Below are 17170 nucleotides of genomic sequence, written 5' to 3' on the forward strand. Positions count from 1 at the left end.
TCTAGAAATTTAAATTATAAGGAATACCTTCTTTTTTTAAACTAAAAGTGTGCAATATCTATGGCTCTTAAACATATAAAATTATAATATAGCTAAACAACTATATTTTGTCAATTTTTATATCTTGGTAAATGTATTATCAACTTTTTTGTTATAAATGCTCTGCTAGCTTTACCAAATTTCTTGGCTATGTATTGCAGATCAAAAAATACACATACTATAAATTGATATCTTAAGAATATGTATTAAACGTGATATAATACATATTCTTGGTTAAAAATGCAGTCTTTTTGGTTCTTTTGGTCACAAAAAGAACTGGGGGTTCGGGGGCTAGTCCCCGAAAATAATAACAATATAAAAACTAATTTTTACAAACTGAAGAAATTTTAGTGTATATAGAATTATAATATATTTAATTAATATTAGGAAATAATTATGAAAGGTTTAGTTTATTTAGGAAATAAAAAAATAGAATTAAAAGAAATAGAAAATCCAAAAATCATTGACAGTAAAGATGCGATAGTTAAAGTTACATTATCTAGTATATGTACAAGCGATTTTCATATAATAAACGGAGCTGTTCCAAGAGCTAAAGAGAATATAGTTTTAGGACATGAATTTGTAGGCGAAGTTATAGAAGTAGGAAGCGATGTAAAAAAATTAAATATAGGAGATAGAGTTTCAGCTAATTGTATAACTTTTTGCGGAGAATGTTATTACTGTAAAAATGGTTTTATAAATAACTGTGAAAAAGGCGGTTGGGAAATAGGATGCCGCATTAATGGATGTCAGGCTGAATATGTTAGAGTTCCTTATGCTGATACGTCATTAAATATTATTCCAGAAAATGTATCCTATTCAAATGCTTTATTCGTAGGTGATATTTTGGCAAGCGGTTATTTTGGAGCTGAACTTTGTGAAATAAAGAACAATGATACTGTTGCTGTAATAGGTTCCGGACCTGTAGGGCTTTGTGCTATGATGAGTGCTAGAATATTCGGTGCTAAAAAAATAATAGCTATTGATATAAATGAAAATAGATTGAGTATTGCAAAAGAAAATAATTTAGCAGATTATACAATAAACCCTAATAAAAATAATAACATAGAAGAATATGTAAAAGATATTAATAATGGAAGACTTGCTGATGGTACAATAGAAGCTGCAGGAGGGGAGAATACATTTGATTTAGCTTGGAGAATTGCTAGACCTAATTCTGTAGTTGCATTAGTTGCTATGTATGAAAAGCCTCAATCACTTCCTTTAAATATTATGTATGGCAAAAATTTAATATTCAAAACTGGCGGAGTTGATGCAGTTCATAGCGATGAAATTTTAAAGCTAATTTCAGAAGGAAAAATAAATACAGATTTGCTTATCACTCATAGAGTAAAATTAGATGATATATTGAAAGGTTATGAAATATTCGATAAGAAAGAGGATAACTGTATTAAAGTAGCTGTTGAAAATGTATAATATTTTTTATGTTTTATAAAAATGTATATATATTAAAGTCTATAGTAAATCTTATTTTTTGTTTAAAAATATTAATAAATATAAGTTTTTTACAAGAATATTATACTTTTTATACGTAATTTAGAGTATTCTAACATTTTTATATAAAAATACTGTAATTTAAATTTGTAATATTTGGTTATTCATTGTATAATAGTAGAAATAAAGTTTTAAAATAAAATATAAGAGGGATATTACAAATATGGCTGCTGCAGAAAAAACATATAGTTCCAAGAACATTCAAGTTTTAGAAGGACTAGACCCTGTTAGAAAACGTCCTGGTATGTATATCGGTTCTACAGGTGCACAAGGTTTGCATCACTTAGTATATGAGGTTGTAGACAATAGTATAGACGAAGCTATGGCAGGATATTGTAAGAATATAACCGTTACTATAGAAAAAGACAATATCATCAAAGTAGAAGACGATGGTAGAGGAATACCGGTAGATATGCATCCTAAGCTAAAAATTTCAGCTTTGGAAGTTGTTATGACTAAATTGCATGCCGGCGGTAAATTTGATAATGAAACATATAAAGTATCAGGCGGTTTGCATGGTGTAGGTGTATCCGTTGTTAATGCTTTAAGTACAGAACTTATTGCTGAAGTTAATAAAGATGGTAAATTATACAGACAAGTATATCATAGAGGAGTACCTGAAGAACCTGTTAAAGAGGTAGGTATAAGCAATAAAACTGGTACTACTGTAACATTTAAAGCAGATCCTGAAATATTTGAAACAACAGTTTATGATTATAAAATACTTGCTAATAGATTAAGAGAATTAGCTTTCTTAAACAGAGGTATTAGAATAACTCTTATAGATAAAAGAGAATCAGAAGTTGTAAGTAATGAGTTTTATTATGAAGGTGGTATAGAAATGTTTATAACACACCTTAATGAAAATAAAAAACCATTACATGATAAACCTATATATTTACATAAAACAGAAGATAAAACAGATGTAGAAGTAGCTATGCAGTATGTTGATGCTTATAATGAGAATATATTTACTTATTGTAACAACATCAATACAACTGAAGGCGGTACGCATTTAGTAGGATTTAGAACTGCTTTAACTAGGGTTTATACTGATTTTGCTAAAAAACTTGAATTAGATAAGAAAAATAAAATAACATTTATGGGTGAAGATACAAGAGAAGGTTTAGTAGCTGTAGTATCTGTAAAAATACCTAATCCTCAATTTGAAGGACAAACAAAAACTAAATTAGGTAATACAGAAGTAAGAGCGGTAACAGAAAAACTTGTAGTTGAAGGTTTGAATGATTATTTCTCACAAAACCCAAAAGTTATAAAAGCTATATTGGAAAAAATTATATCTGCAGCTCAAGCTAGAGAAGCAGCTAGAAAAGCTAGAGATTTAGCTAGAAGAAAAAATGCATTAGAAAGTGATTCTTTGCCTGGAAAATTGGCTGACTGTTCAGAGCAGGAAGTTGATAAATGTGAGGTATATCTTGTAGAGGGAGACTCTGCAGGCGGTACTGCTAAAGGCGGAAGGGATAGACATTTCCAAGCTATACTTCCTTTAAGAGGTAAAGTATTAAATGTTGAAAAAGCCAGACTTGATAAAATAATAGATAATGAAAGTTTGAAACCTATAATTGCAGCATTAGGATGCGGAGTAGGAGCTTCTTTTGATATATCAAAAATAAGATACGGCAGGGTTATTATTATGGCCGATGCCGATATCGACGGTTCACATATAAGAACTTTACTTCTAACATTCTTCTTTAGATATATGCGTCCTTTAATAGATTTAGGTCATATATTTATAGCAGTTCCTCCTTTGTACAAAATAAGTTTTGATAAAAAGAATTTTATTTATGCTTATTCCGATGAACAAAGAGATAAAATACTTGCTGAGAATAAAGATAGAAAATATGATATACAAAGATATAAAGGTTTGGGAGAAATGAATGCTGACCAATTATGGGAAACTACTATGAATCCTGAAACTAGACTTATGTATCAAGTATTAACTGAAGATGCAGAAAAAGCAGATCAATTATTCTCTATGCTTATGGGCGATGAAGTAAAACCTAGAAGAGATTTCATCGAAGCCAATGCTAGATACGTTAAGAATTTGGACGTTTAATTTTAGCAATTTTTTTAAATTTTATATTTGTATTTTTTCTAAATATTGTTTTATTTTAAGCAAAGAATAATTATATTTTTTGAAAATAAAAGGAGTAAAATCTATGGATAATATATACGATTTAATTATAGTAGGAGGCGGTCCTGGCGGTATTGCTTCAGCTGTTGAGGCTGTTATATTAAAGATGTCTAAAGTTCTTTTAATAGAAAAAGGCGATAACCATTCTACTACTATCAGAAAATTTTACAAAGATGATAAAAGAGTTGATAAAGATTATAAAGGTGAAACTTTAGATTTAAAAGGAAATATTAAATTTGAAACTGCAACTAAAGGCGATGTATTAGATTTATTCAGTGAATGTTTATTTGGAAACTATATAGAAGCTATGTTCAATACTGAAGTAGAATCTATAAAGAAAAATGGTGAATATTTAGAAGTAACTACAGTTGATAATAAACAGTATCTTGCTAAATATGTAGTAGCTTCAATAGGTAAAATGGGCAGACCAAATAGACCAGATTATCCTATACCTCCAAGCTTGAATGCAGTTGTAAATTTCAATATTTATAAATGTAAAGAAAATGAGAAAGTATTAGTAGTTGGAGGCGGTAATTCAGCTGTTGAATATGCTTATTTATTAGGTAAAGATAATGATGTTACTATCAACTATAGAAAGGCTGAATTTACTAGACCTAATGAAAAGAATTTAGAAACTATTAAAGAAGATATTGCCAGCGGAAAAGTTAAGCCAAAATTAGGTGTAGATATAACTTCTATAAAAGATAAAGAAGGAAAAGTTTTAGTAAATTATGCTGATGGTACAGAAGATGTTTATGACAGAGTTATATATGCTTTAGGCGGTGTAGCACCAGTAGACTTCTTAAAGAGATGTGATATAGAGTTAGATGAACATGGTGTACCTATAGTAAATGAAAAACATGAATGTTCTGTTAAGAATTTATATATAGCTGGAGATATATTGTATAAATCAGGCGGTTCTATTGCTAAAGCTTTGAATGCTGGTTTTGATATAGTAGAACATATATACAATTTAATGCAAGAAGAAAACAAATAAAAATTAATTTTATATGAAATAATGGGGCTTGGGTTAAGAAGCCCTATTATTTTATCGATAATGTAGAAAAATGTTAAAAGAATTATTACAAAATAATATAAAAATAGTTGATAGCGTTTCTAATTGGGAAGATGCTATACGTATTGCAGCTGAACCTTTATTAAATAGCGGTTGTATAGAAAAAAGATATATTCAGGCTATAATCGATAATGTTTATAAATATGGAAATTATATAGTTTTAACAGAGAATGTAGCGATGCCTCATTCAAGACCTGAGGACGGGGTAATAAAAAAAGGTTTTAGTTTATTGAAAGTAAGAAATGGTGTAGATTTTTATCAAACAGAGGAAAAAGTTTATTTATTTTTTACTTTAGCTGCTGAAGACTCTAATGGTCATCAAGATGCTTTATTAGAACTTGCAGATTTTTTATGCGATAATGAAAAAATATCTAAATTGATAAAAGAAGATTTGCAAGAAGAAGATATTTTAAATTTAATTTAAATTAAAAAGGAGATTAATTATGTTAAAAGTGTTAGTTATTTGTGCTAATGGTACTGGTACAAGTTTGATGATGCAAGAAAAAGCTCAAATGTCTTTAATAAAATTAGGAGTGGAAAATTTAGAAATTGAGCACTCTGATTTGAACAATAATAATTTAGAAAAATATGATTTGATTTTCTGTCCTATTAATTTTATTGACCAATTCAAATATGTAGAAGATAAAGGTATTAAGTTAATAGGTATAAAAAATATCTTATCTGAAGCAGAGTTTAAACAAAAAATCGAAGAATCTGGATATTTAAACGAATTAAAAAAGAAGTAATTTTAATGTAAACTAAAAATTTTGATATTATAAAAATACTGACTTATGTTTTAAAAAGTATAGTATTAAAAATTGATAGTTTAAAATTGTTTTGATAATAAAAAGCAGAAGCTTAAAATAACAGCCTCTGCTTTTTTATTGTTATTGATTAATTATTTGGATATAAAAGCTTATAGTCTTTTTTCATTCCAGCTTGAAGATAATCTTCCGGTACTACTTTCCAGTTATTAAGTTTTTCAACAGTAATAGGTCCATTTTGTTCTTCAAACCAGTTAATCATATAGTATCTTAAATCTTTATCAGTGGATTTTACTACTAAATCCATATTTTGTAAAGTTTTTAAATCTATGCCTGCACCTTGTGTAAGATGTCCGCCGCCGCCGCTTCCTCTGTAAGAGTTAATTGCTATTTTATACTCTTTATCTAATTCAAAAGGTCTTCCATCGCTTAATGATTCTATTATAACTTTTTCACCATTAGGTTTTGTTATATCTACAGTATAATTCAATCCAGCAATGCTTTCATAATTATAACTAGGTGTAACAGTATCATAAGAATTATATCTGTTATTAAATATTAATTCACCTTTAGCATCTTTTTTGAAGGCTATAACATGATCATTAATATTAGTCATAGTATTGAACCATCTGCCGTAAGAATATTCCATAAAGTCTTTTATTTGTTTTCCTGTTAATTTCATAACATAGAAAAAGTTTTCATAAGGATATAAACTAAACATATCTCTTACTTTTACAGTACCATTATTCAATACAGCATCTTTACTTAATGGGGCTGCAAAAGAGAAATCAACTTTTTCTCCTAATTCTTTTTCAGCTATTTCAAATTGTAATTGATGTATGAAGCTTAAGAAATAACTGTCTCCGAATATAGCTTCATCAGAAGTAAGCTTAGTATTCAAATTACCTATATCTCTGCCAACCCATTTTGTTATATTTTTTTTGGCGCTTTCAAATTTATCTAAAAATTCTTTATCTGCTTCAAATGATGATGGTTCTAATAAAGTACCGTCAAATTTTATATCCCAAGCATTATTATCTTTATTATATTTCATATTTACATCTATAGAAACTATATATCTTGCCGCATTAATTCCGCCGTATATCGGAACTATTTTTCCGCTTGGACTTTTTACTTCTTTAGTTTTTTGTTTTGAAGTTTCATCATAACCAAACCCCATCCAGCCTTGATGGTCATGTCCGACAAGTATTAAATCGAAACCATCAACTTGTTCTGCAACTAATTGACTTGCATTTTCGTTTTTGAATGTTTCTTTATCTTCTGTATGATTAGCTCCAGCATGGAAAAGCCCTATTATCATATCAGGATTTTCTTTGTATTTTATAGTTTTTACCCATTTTTTAGCTGATTCCACCATATCTTCTGTAGATAAGCCTTCATATAAAACCTTTGGAAGCTGTCTGTCTATTGCAGGTTCTATAAGTGCAAGTACAGCTATTTTTACACCATTTTTTTCTATTATAGTATAAGGTTTAAAATATGGTTTCTGAGTTTTTTCATCTACTAAGTTTGCAGAAATTAAAGGAGCTTTTAATTCTTTGGCAAGTTTATCATAAACGCTATGTCCTGCCTCAATATCATGGTTTCCAACTCCTATAGCGTCATAATTCATATAATTTAAAACTTCTGCCCATATATGAGGTTCATTTGTAGCTACAAAATTATAATAATAAACAGTAGGCTGTCCTTGTAGTGAATCGCCATCGTCTAATAATAAAACAGTTTTTCCTTCATTTCTTAACTGTTTTACGTATGTAGATATATGAGCCATTGAAGTATTTTCTTCTTCATCTGTTATGAAGTTATACGGAAAAATCATTCCATGAATATCTGTTGTTTGTACTATTGTAAAATCAATTTCCCCTTCAGGATATACTTTTTTGTTGTTAGAACTGCATGATACATTAGTCAGTAATGCGGATAATAAAATACTCATTATTATATAACCTCTTTTCATACACTGCCTCCATATATTTTCTTATATTTCGATTATAACATAAATGGAGCAAAATAAATATCGATTATTCTATTTTTAAAACTTTTTTTACTATATCTATATTAGACATTATAAAATTGATAGAATTAAATATATAATATAATGTAAAGATAATAAATATTACGAAAAAGCTTCTTTTAAAAATTGTTCTTGATTTACTGTCTTTATCTTCTGTCCAGAATAAATCTATAATATCTTTCTTCTTTCTTTTGTTTTTGTATTTTTCTTTTTTATTATTTGTATTTTCTTTATTTTTATTTTTTGATAATACTCTAAAAATTAAAGAAATTACAATATATATTAAACATACTAATATTATGAAATTGAATATTAGGTAAAAAGTCATTATTTGTTCCATATCTTGCAAGTTAAATTTTTCCATTATAAATCTCCTTATGTTATCATTTTTAAAAAGGACAGGCTATAGTTTGTTTATTTTGTATATCTGTATATTCTGCCTTCCAATAATGAGGATCATCAATTTCTATATACTTTGTATTTTTAGTATCTTTTATTACTTTTTCAATGAAAGGTTTATTTAAAAAATAAATAAATGTTCTTTATCTTCAAATCCTCCAACTGAAATTTCTCTTATTGTGTTTCCAGCTTTTAATTCATTATATAATATTTTTTCTAATTCATCACTTAATTTATACAAATTATTATTTTTTATAATTTCGTTTAATTTAGTAATTTGTTCTTTAATTGTTTTTTCATTGACAATAATATATTGTTCCAAAATAATATTCCAAAAATAAATATTTTATACTATTATATAATATATTTATTTATTATTTTGTAAAATGCTATATTATGTTATAATTTACAAATAATAATTAAATATGTTTTAATAAAAAATATTATTAAGGAGTAAATATTATATGAGTAATGAAAATAAATCAAACACTTTAATAGAAAGAAAAGATGTAAAAATAGAAGATACTTGGGATTTAACTTTATTATATAGAAATGATGATGAGTTTGAAAAAGATTTTAAATCAATGGAAGATTTTTCAAAAGAGGTCAGTAAGTTTAAAGGCAATCTTTCAAAATCAGCAAAAGAATTAAAAGATATATTAGACAGTATAATGAAAGCTTCTATAATATTGGAAAAGCTAGGTTCTTATGCATTCTTAAAACAAACAGAAGATTTAACTAATAATGATTCTAATATAAAAGTAGCTAGATTTGCTAAACTTTCATCAGAATTTTCTGCTAATTTAAGTTATTTTGAGCCTGAACTTATGAGCATAGAAGATGAAAAGATTAATAGTTTTTTGAAAGATGAAGTTTTGAAAGATTATTTAATTTATTTAAGAAATATACTTAAATACAAGCCTCATACATTATCAGAAAAAGAGGAAAGAATATTAGCTTTACAAGGAGAATTAGCTTCAACAGCTTCAAATGTATTTGATACTTTAAATGATGCTGATTTAGACTTTGGGGTATTAGAGCATAACGGAGAGAAAACTCCATTAACTCATGCAACATTCTCAAGTTTCCAAGAAAGTCATGACAGAGAAATAAGAAAGAACAGTTATAATCAATTTTATAAAGAGTATGACAAACATAAAAATACATTAGCAGAACTTTATGCAAGCCAAATAAAACAGGATATATTCGATGCTAGAATAAGAAATTATAACAGTGTACGCGAAATGGAATTATTCGGTGATGATATACCAGTAAGTGTTTATGACAGTTTAATTGAAAGTGTTCATAATGCTTTGCCAGCAGTACATAGTTATTATGAATATTGTGCTAATAAATTAGGAATAAATGATTTCAGACAATATGACAAATATGCCCCAGTGGTAAAAGATGTTAAGTTACATCATACATTTGACGAAGCAATAGAAGTTTTAAATAAAGCCTTATCACCACTGGGTGAAGAATATGTATCAACTTTAACAAAAGGTCTTAATTCAAGATGGGTTGATAAATATGAAAATAAAGGTAAAACAAGCGGTGCATTCTCAGCAGGCTGTTATGTATCAGAGCCTTATATATTGATGAATTTCAGAGATGAAAGTATTGAATCAGTATTTACTTTAGCACATGAGGCAGGACATAGTATGCATAGCTATTACAGCAGAAAAAATAATCCATTTCAGCATCATGATTATAGTATATTCGAGGCTGAAGTTGCATCTACTTTCAATGAGAAACTTTTATTTAATTATTTAATGCAAAATGAAAGTAAAAAAGAAGTTAAAGCATTTTTACTTAATAAAGATATAAACGGATTTGTTGCTACTGTATTCAGACAAACTATGTTCGCAGAATTTGAGCATATAATTCATAAAGAGGCAGAAGAAGGAAATCCAACAACATTAGAACTTATAAGAACAGTTTATAAAGATTTACTTAAAAAATATTTTGGAGAGAAATCAGTACTTGAAGAAACAAGCGATTTAGAGGCTTTAAGAATACCTCATTTTTACCGCTCATTCTATGTTTATAAATATGCTACTGGTATGTCAGCTGCTGTTGCTTTATCTAATGGAGTGCTTGAAGGCAATGCTAAAGGCGACTATACAAACAGAGATAATTATTTGAAATTCTTAAGAAGCGGAGGAAGCAGAACTCCTATAGAGAATTTAAAAGTTGCCGGTGTTGATATGACTAAGCCTGAAGTTGTAGAAAGTGCTTTGAAATTATTTGCTAAAGAAGTAGAGGAATTAAAATCATTAAACTAATTTAAATAAAAAATATGAGTTTGACTAAAGTTTATTTGGATATATTAAGAGAAATTAATAATAATCCAGTATCTATAAATATATTAGTAGAAAAGTATAAAATTACTACTAGGGCTGTAAGATATTATATTGATAATATTAATTATTATTTAAAAGAATATTCAATGCCTGAAATATATATAAAAAATGGAAAACTCTATTTCGGTATAGATGATAATGCCTTGATTTCTTTTATTGACAAAATACCTATAAGAGAATATTTATTATCTCAGGAGGAAAGAAAGCAATATATTTTATTTAATTTTCTTTTTAAAAATAATGTAACTATATCAAAATTAGAAAGATTTTTAAATGTAAGCAGAACTACAATTAAAAATGATATTAATGATTTGAAAAAGTATCTTAATAATTTTGATTTGTATTTTTATTTAGATGTTAATAAGATAATATTAGGCGGCAATGAAAAGAAATTAAGGCATTTAAAATTTTTGAATATGCTTCAGTATGTTAGTATAGAATCAAATGAAGTTAATTATGTGAAGGTAATATATCCGAATGAAAAAATTGAACTATCTATATTAAAAGAATATATTAACAAAATAGATATTAATGTCATAAATGATATAATACTTGAAGTTGAAAAGAAATTTAAATCAAAATTTTCTAATAAATTCAAAAATATAATGTCTCTATATTTAATAGCTACATTAGAAAGAATAAAAAGTAATCATATAATAAATCAAAAAAATAATGCTGATTTTTTAATTAAACTTCCTGAATATAAAAAAATAAAATCTATATTTAATCATTTTTTATTGAATAAAAATAATAATTATAAATATGAAATACTTCACTTGACTGAATATTTTATAAGCGAATATTATAATGAGCATTTCTATGAGAATAAAATAATATCAGAAAGATTTATATTAAAAATTTTAGAGTGTATGAATATTCCAATAGATGAAGAACTTGTAAATGAGCTTATCAGATATCTTTTGCCTGCAATATATAGAATTAAAAATAATTTTTGTATAGATAATAAATTGGATTTTGATAATTTAGATATTAATGTATTTAATAAAGTTAAACTATGTGTAAATGATAATATGTCATATTTGCAGGAGCCTTTAAGGGAAGAAGAAATTTATTATATATCTAAAATTATAGAGAAGTATATTTATCCTTATGATAAAATTTCATTGAAAGAGCTTATAAAAATAATAGATAAAAATTATAATAATAAAGATATTTTAATAGAAAAAATAAAAAAGAAATTTTCTAAATTCATTTATAATGATGTGAGAGATGTTTATGATATTTCAAAAAAATTAAAAAGGAAAAATATTCATATTGTAAGAAATAATATAAGTATAGAGAATATTGTAAATAATTTTCTTAGTAATAAATATATTAAGAATAAAGATATTGATGTATTTACTAATATATTAAATGAATTCGGGCAATATTTTTTTATAAAAGAAAAAATATTCCTCATTAGCAATATGTATACAAATATAAATAGCTCTGAAAATACATCTTGTGTACATTTAATTGTTTTCGATAAACCAGTTATAATAAATAATAAAGAAGCTAATATTTTATTATTTATAATAGCAAATAATAAAACAGAACATTTAAAAATAGTATCTCAAATAATGAAGCTTTCTGAATATGATGAATTAATAGAAGAAATCATAAATCAAAAATCATCTGAAAATATCATATCAGTAATAGAAAAATATTATAACAAATAAGCCATACAAAAAAATTCAAAAAAAAGTGAAATATTATTTATATTGATTTTTAATTCTTTGCATGCTAAATATGATCAACGTATTAATAAATTAAAGTGTTGAGGTATGTAATATGAATAAGAAAGTTAATTTTTGGGAATTTTTCCAAGGATTAGGAAAAACATTTATGCTTCCAGTTTCTTTACTTGCCGCATGCGGTATTATGCTTGGAATAGGAAGTTCATTTGCTAGTTCTGTAACAGCAGAAGTTTTGCCTTTTTTGAAAATACCTGCTATAAGAGTATTTTTTGAATTTATGGCAACAATAGGTTCTTTTGCATTTTCAAATCTTCCAGCTATGTTTGCAATAGCTATACCATTAGGACTTGCAAGAGATGATAAAGGCGTTGCAGCATTTTCAGGATATGTTGGATTTGTTATATCATGTTTATCTGTTAATTTCTTATTAAAAGCTACTGGTACTTTAGCAGCACCAGAAGATATGAAAGCAGCAGGTCAGGCTATGGTAATGGGTATACAAAGTATAGATATTGGTGTATTAGGCGGTATTTTAATAGGTATTATAGTTGCTAAAATACATAATCAATTCCATGAAATTAAACTTCCTGATGCATTAGCATTCTTTGGCGGTGCAAGATTTGTGCCTATTGCTACTTCAGTTATAGTTGGTGTAATAAGTTTATTAATACCTTTTATATGGCCTACTTTCAATAAATTGATTATAGGTGTTGGTAATTTAATAGGAAAAGCAGGTGTTTTCGGACCATTCTTATTTGGTACAGGAGAAGGATTATTAAGACCTTTCGGACTTCACCATATACTTGTTGCTATGATTAGATTTACTTCAGCAGGCGGTGATGCTGTTATTAATGGAGAAACTGTATCAGGTGCTTTAACTATATTTTATAAAGAGTTTGCAAATGGTATTTTGGATCCTAATGTTACTAGATTCTTATCTCAAGGAAAAATGCCTTCATATTTATTCGGTCTTCCCGCAGTAGCACTTGCTATGTATCATACTGCAAAACCAGAGAATAAAAATAAAATTAAAGGTTTATTAACATCTGGTGTAATAGCTTGTATGATAGGCGGAATTACTGAACCTTTAGAGTTTATATTCTTGTTTATATCTCCTGTTCTTTATATATTCCACTGTATAATGGTTGGACTTGGATTTATGACTATGGGTATATTAAAAGTTGCTATAGGAAATACTGATGGAAATTTAATTGACTTCATAGTATTCGGAGTATTACAAGGTACAAGAACTAATTGGTATTTGGTGCCTGTTGTAGGTGTAGTATGGTTTGCTATATACTATTTTGTATTCAAATTTGCTATATTGAAATTTGATTTGAAAACTCCTGGAAGAGAAGTTATTGCTGAAGGCGACAGTGTAAAACTTGGCGGATATGATGCTGAAAGAATGTTAAAAGCTATTGGCGGTAAAGAAAATATAGTTTCACTTGACAACTGTATTACTAGACTTAGATTAGTTGTTAAAGATATGAGTGTAATAAATGAAGAAGAAATAAAAGCTACTGGTGCTATAGCTATAGTAAAATTAGATGAAACAAATCTTCAAATAATTATAGGTCCTCAAGTACATGTTGTTAAAAATAAATTAGACAAACTTATAAAAAGCTAATTATATTATATAAATACTTGCTGTATAATTAAAAATAATGAAATTTATTAAAAAATTATGCAGCAATATAAATCAATCAAATATTTGACGAGGAGAATATTATGGATTTTGATACTATCATAAATAGAAAAGGCACCTATTGTACACAATGGGATTATATCAAAGATAGATTTGGTGTTAATGATCTTTTGCCGTTTACTATATCAGATATGGATTTAGCTTCTCCTGATGAAATAATAGAATCTTTAATAAACAGAGTAAATCATAAAATATTCGGTTACAGCAGATGGAATCATGATGATTTTAAAAATTCAATAGAATTATGGTATAAAAAGAGATTTGATTTTAATATAAATAAAGATGACATAGTATACAGTCCTAGTGTTATATATGCTGTATCAAATTTTATAAGAATGAAATCTAATATTAATGATAATGTATTAATATTAACTCCAGCTTATGACGGATTTTTTAAAACTATAAAAGCTAATAATAGAAATATAATATCTTCTTCATTAAAAAAATCTGATTCAAAATATGAAGTAGATTTTGATGATTTTGAAGAAAAATGTAAAATATCCAAAGTGTTTATATTTTGTTCGCCTCATAATCCAGTTGGCAAAGTTTGGGATATTGATGAATTAAAAAATATAATAGATATTTGTAAGAAATATAATGTATATATAATATCCGATGAAATACATATGGATATAGTATATAGTAAAAAACATATTCCAATATTTGCGGCATCTGATTATGATAATATGGTTTTATGTACTTCTGCTTCAAAGACTTTTAATATTCCAGCTTTAGGCGGATCTTATCTATTTATAAAAGATGAAAATGACAGAAATGAATTTTTAAGAATATTAAAAGAAAGAGATGCTTTATCTTCTCCGTCTATATTAGGGGTGATAGCAACTATAACAGCTTATAATAAATGCGATTACTGGGTTGATGAACTTTTAAAATATACAAGTAATAATATAAAATATATAATTGATTATTTGAATAAAAACATTCCTATGTTAAGCTGTAATATGCCGGACGGTGCATATTTTGCTTGGGTAGATTTTTCTAAATTAAACGTATCTGAAGAAGTTTTTCAGAAATATTTGATAGAAGTAGGTAAGGTTGCCATAATGACAGGATCTACTTACGGTGAAGAAGGAAAAACTTTTCTTAGAATTAATTGTGCTTGTTCAATAAATAAAATAAAAGATTGTATGAATAGAATAAGTAGTACTATAGAATATATGAAATCAAATAATATAATAGGGTACTAATATATTAGCTGTTTATAGGAGTCATCATATATATATTTGAGGCTGGCATTATTTTTTACATGTCAGCCTTTTATTTGCATTTTTTATAATATAGTATACAATGGTATGGTAAATAAACTTTAAGGAGAGTTATATGGAAACTTCAGACAAGAGCTGGACTGTCACATTAATTTTAGCAATACTTTTGCCAGTACACAGGTTCTATGTTGGAAAAATAGGAACAGGTATACTATATTGGCTTACTGCCGGTGGTTTTGGTATATAGTATATCATAGATATCGTAATGATAATCTTAGATAAATTCACTGATAAAGAAGGCAGAAAATTAAAAAGATAATACTAAAATAGTAAATTAAAAAGTTACTAAAGTAAGAGGAGAGTTAATTATTTTTAGCTCTCTTCTTTTTTTATATGTACTGAAAATTTTTAAGTTTGTCAATGTTTTTGTTGTTCTTTTTCCCGCCGCAAAAAGAACCAAAAAGTGCAATTATAAAATTAGTACTAAATCATACTAAAATTGTTTTACATGTAATATAAATTATCAATTTAAGCTAAAATATAGCCCTTCGCGAAGCGTATCAGAGCTTGTCGAGGATATAAGCTTCTTTGTGGCAATACCATAGGCACTTCCTTCGGTCGCAAAAGAAGTGGGGTGCTGCACGCTGTATACTTCGTAAGGGCAAAGCCCTGCAGATATTTAAAATTTAAAAAAAATTATTTTTGACAAAATATAGTTGTTTAGGTATATATTAATAAAAAAGTTTTTGCTTTTATATTTACCAAAATCATTGGCAATCACTAAATAAAAAAAATAAAAAATATTTTTTGACAAAACTTAATCATTTAAATATAATATATATAAAAGCTAATACGGATAATATAATGTTAAAAACTATAATCAAAAAATTTCAAGAAGATGAAAAAATAAAAATAAAATTATTCAAACATATCATATCAAAAAAAGAATCAATATTTGAAAAACTTACTGATAATCCTCCTTATATAAATATATTTAACTTAATTTCAGAACAAGAAAAATTTAACTCTCAAATGTTATATGATATATTAAAAGTAAATATTAACAAAAATATTGATGTGGATAATATAAAACTAAATTTTGCCAAACTGTTTATAGAATTTTTATTTAATAAACATAATGTAGAATATAAAAATAATACATTAGACGGAAGCAAATTTGAAGTAAAAAAAGAATTTCAAACGCAAAAGAATAAATTTATAGATTTGCTTATATGGGATAATGAAAAAAATTATGCTGTAATAATAGAAAATAAAGTTAACAGCGGAGATAATGGGGAAAATCAAATTGCTGATTATTATAATGATATAAAAAATAGAAAGATAAAAAATATATATGTAGTTTATTTAACTAGATATGGATACGAACCATCTGAAAATAGTTTAAATAATGAATTAAAAAAAGAAATAGGTAATAATCTTTTTTGTATACCTCATAGTTTTATAGCTTCATGGCTTGAAAGTATTTTAAAAGATGAAATGTTTATTAAATTAATAGCAAAAGAGAAAGACTATAAAGTATTAGAATCTGCTATGATTCAATTTATTCAAAATGAAAATTATTTATCTGGAATCGAACCTGACAATAAAGCAATTAATAAAATTCTTCTTGAAGATGAAAATATTAATAAGTTATATAAAAGTATAGAAGAGACTGCAAAATATGATGAATATATAGAAATATATAATAATGCAAAAGATATTATAAGTTATAAAATAAGAGATAAAAAATTAGATATATTAAAAAGCAGAAAAGAGGAAGATGTTAAATTCACTATATTATTGCAAGAAAAATTATTAAATATATATAGTGGTAAAATAGATGCAACAGATGAAGACACTATATATGAACATTTGTTAAACTATAATGACAACTGGTCTAATTATAAATATTTTGATAAGATTAAGACAGAGTTGTATATATTAAATACTAATGACAATATAAAATTATGTCTATCTACAAATGATGAAAATAATAAACAAAAATTATTAAAATTAGAAAATGAAATATTAAAAAAACTTAATAAAGATATAGATCATAAGAAAAAACTTTTATATTCTAAAAATATAGAATTCAATAATGAAATTTTTAATGATAAATTAGAAGAAATCTATAAAGATTATACTGAATTATATAATTTACTTGTTAGAAGAAGATAATTTTAAGGAGATTAAA

The 17170-nt window shown here is 26.2% G+C and carries 13 protein-coding genes and 1 pseudogene; 11 read left to right on the forward strand and 3 right to left on the reverse strand.

Annotated elements, in window-relative coordinates:
- Positions 1 to 435 precede the first annotated feature (435 nt).
- The 5 genes from Q0K52_RS09890 (at position 436) to Q0K52_RS09910 (ending at position 5530) form a co-directional block, all read left to right on the forward strand.
- Positions 436 to 1476, forward strand: coding sequence for an alcohol dehydrogenase (locus tag Q0K52_RS09890; protein ID WP_297298965.1), 1041 nt, complete (start codon positions 436 to 438; stop codon positions 1474 to 1476).
- Positions 1477 to 1717: 241 nt separating this feature from the next.
- Positions 1718 to 3631, forward strand: coding sequence for a DNA topoisomerase (ATP-hydrolyzing) subunit B (gene gyrB, locus Q0K52_RS09895; RefSeq protein ID WP_297298966.1), 1914 nt, complete (start codon positions 1718 to 1720; stop codon positions 3629 to 3631).
- A gap of 103 nt (positions 3632 to 3734) precedes the next feature.
- The gene (locus Q0K52_RS09900) at positions 3735 to 4706 is read left to right on the forward strand and encodes an NAD(P)-binding domain-containing protein (RefSeq protein ID WP_297298968.1); all 972 of its coding nucleotides are present in this window, start codon (positions 3735 to 3737) and stop codon (positions 4704 to 4706) included.
- 70 nt (positions 4707 to 4776) lie between these two features.
- Entirely contained in the window at positions 4777 to 5208 is a 432-nt protein-coding gene (locus Q0K52_RS09905) for a PTS sugar transporter subunit IIA (protein WP_297298970.1), read from the forward strand.
- A 19-nt stretch (positions 5209 to 5227) separates the two neighbouring features.
- Entirely contained in the window at positions 5228 to 5530 is a 303-nt protein-coding gene (locus Q0K52_RS09910) for a PTS sugar transporter subunit IIB (RefSeq protein WP_297298971.1), read from the forward strand.
- Positions 5531 to 5678: 148 nt separating this feature from the next.
- Here Q0K52_RS09910 and Q0K52_RS09915 read toward each other — a convergent pair whose 3' ends face one another.
- The 3 genes from Q0K52_RS09915 to Q0K52_RS09925 form a co-directional block, all read right to left on the reverse strand.
- Positions 5679 to 7526 (reverse strand): bifunctional UDP-sugar hydrolase/5'-nucleotidase, encoded by a 1848-nt coding sequence (locus Q0K52_RS09915; protein ID WP_297298972.1) that lies wholly within the window; start codon positions 7524 to 7526, stop codon positions 5679 to 5681.
- A 64-nt stretch (positions 7527 to 7590) separates the two neighbouring features.
- On the reverse strand, positions 7591 to 7947 hold the full coding sequence (locus tag Q0K52_RS09920; RefSeq protein WP_297298974.1) for a hypothetical protein: 357 nt from the start codon (positions 7945 to 7947) through the stop codon (positions 7591 to 7593).
- 156 nt (positions 7948 to 8103) lie between these two features.
- Positions 8104 to 8304 carry a hypothetical protein gene (locus tag Q0K52_RS09925; RefSeq protein WP_297298976.1) on the reverse strand — a complete coding sequence of 67 codons (201 nt, stop codon included), beginning with the start codon at positions 8302 to 8304 and terminating at the stop codon, positions 8104 to 8106.
- 142 nt (positions 8305 to 8446) lie between these two features.
- Between Q0K52_RS09925 and pepF the strand changes: the two genes are divergently transcribed.
- The 6 genes and pseudogenes from pepF to Q0K52_RS09955 all read left to right on the forward strand — a co-directional run bounded on the left by pepF (position 8447) and on the right by Q0K52_RS09955 (position 17154).
- Positions 8447 to 10267, forward strand: coding sequence for an oligoendopeptidase F (pepF, locus tag Q0K52_RS09930; protein WP_297298978.1), 1821 nt, complete (start codon positions 8447 to 8449; stop codon positions 10265 to 10267).
- 164 nt (positions 10268 to 10431) lie between these two features.
- Positions 10432 to 12024 (forward strand): helix-turn-helix domain-containing protein, encoded by a 1593-nt coding sequence (locus tag Q0K52_RS09935; RefSeq protein ID WP_297299009.1) that lies wholly within the window; start codon positions 10432 to 10434, stop codon positions 12022 to 12024.
- Positions 12025 to 12136: 112 nt separating this feature from the next.
- The gene (malX, locus tag Q0K52_RS09940; RefSeq protein WP_297298979.1) at positions 12137 to 13672 is read left to right on the forward strand and encodes a maltose/glucose-specific PTS transporter subunit IIBC; all 1536 of its coding nucleotides are present in this window, start codon (positions 12137 to 12139) and stop codon (positions 13670 to 13672) included.
- Between the two features lie 101 nt (positions 13673 to 13773).
- Positions 13774 to 14958 carry a MalY/PatB family protein gene (locus tag Q0K52_RS09945; protein ID WP_297298981.1) on the forward strand — a complete coding sequence of 395 codons (1185 nt, stop codon included), beginning with the start codon at positions 13774 to 13776 and terminating at the stop codon, positions 14956 to 14958.
- A 133-nt stretch (positions 14959 to 15091) separates the two neighbouring features.
- Positions 15092 to 15295, forward strand: a pseudogene (locus tag Q0K52_RS14760) (TM2 domain-containing protein).
- A 545-nt stretch (positions 15296 to 15840) separates the two neighbouring features.
- Positions 15841 to 17154: a PD-(D/E)XK nuclease family protein gene (locus Q0K52_RS09955; protein ID WP_297298985.1), complete on the forward strand. Its 1314-nt coding sequence runs from the start codon at positions 15841 to 15843 to the stop codon at positions 17152 to 17154.
- Positions 17155 to 17170: the final 16 nt, after the last annotated feature.

It is taken from the genome of uncultured Brachyspira sp., assembly GCF_944390845.1.
GTDB classification, from domain to species: Bacteria; Spirochaetota; Brachyspiria; order Brachyspirales; family Brachyspiraceae; genus Brachyspira; species Brachyspira pulli.

Coding starts and splice junctions, on each gene's coding strand:
- Q0K52_RS09910 (WP_297298971.1), top strand. CDS start 5,228: ATGTTAAAAGTGTTAGTTATTTGTGCTAATGGTACTGGTACAAGTTTG.
- Q0K52_RS09955 (WP_297298985.1), top strand. CDS start 15,841: ATGTTAAAAACTATAATCAAAAAATTTCAAGAAGATGAAAAAATAAAA.
- Q0K52_RS09935 (WP_297299009.1), top strand. CDS start 10,432: ATGCCTGAAATATATATAAAAAATGGAAAACTCTATTTCGGTATAGAT.
- pepF (WP_297298978.1), top strand. CDS start 8,447: ATGAGTAATGAAAATAAATCAAACACTTTAATAGAAAGAAAAGATGTA.
- gyrB (WP_297298966.1), top strand. CDS start 1,718: ATGGCTGCTGCAGAAAAAACATATAGTTCCAAGAACATTCAAGTTTTA.
- Q0K52_RS09945 (WP_297298981.1), top strand. CDS start 13,774: ATGGATTTTGATACTATCATAAATAGAAAAGGCACCTATTGTACACAA.
- malX (WP_297298979.1), top strand. CDS start 12,137: ATGAATAAGAAAGTTAATTTTTGGGAATTTTTCCAAGGATTAGGAAAA.
- Q0K52_RS09920 (WP_297298974.1), bottom strand. CDS start 7,947: ATGGAAAAATTTAACTTGCAAGATATGGAACAAATAATGACTTTTTAC.
- Q0K52_RS09915 (WP_297298972.1), bottom strand. CDS start 7,526: ATGAAAAGAGGTTATATAATAATGAGTATTTTATTATCCGCATTACTG.
- Q0K52_RS09900 (WP_297298968.1), top strand. CDS start 3,735: ATGGATAATATATACGATTTAATTATAGTAGGAGGCGGTCCTGGCGGT.
- Q0K52_RS09905 (WP_297298970.1), top strand. CDS start 4,777: ATGTTAAAAGAATTATTACAAAATAATATAAAAATAGTTGATAGCGTT.
- Q0K52_RS09890 (WP_297298965.1), top strand. CDS start 436: ATGAAAGGTTTAGTTTATTTAGGAAATAAAAAAATAGAATTAAAAGAA.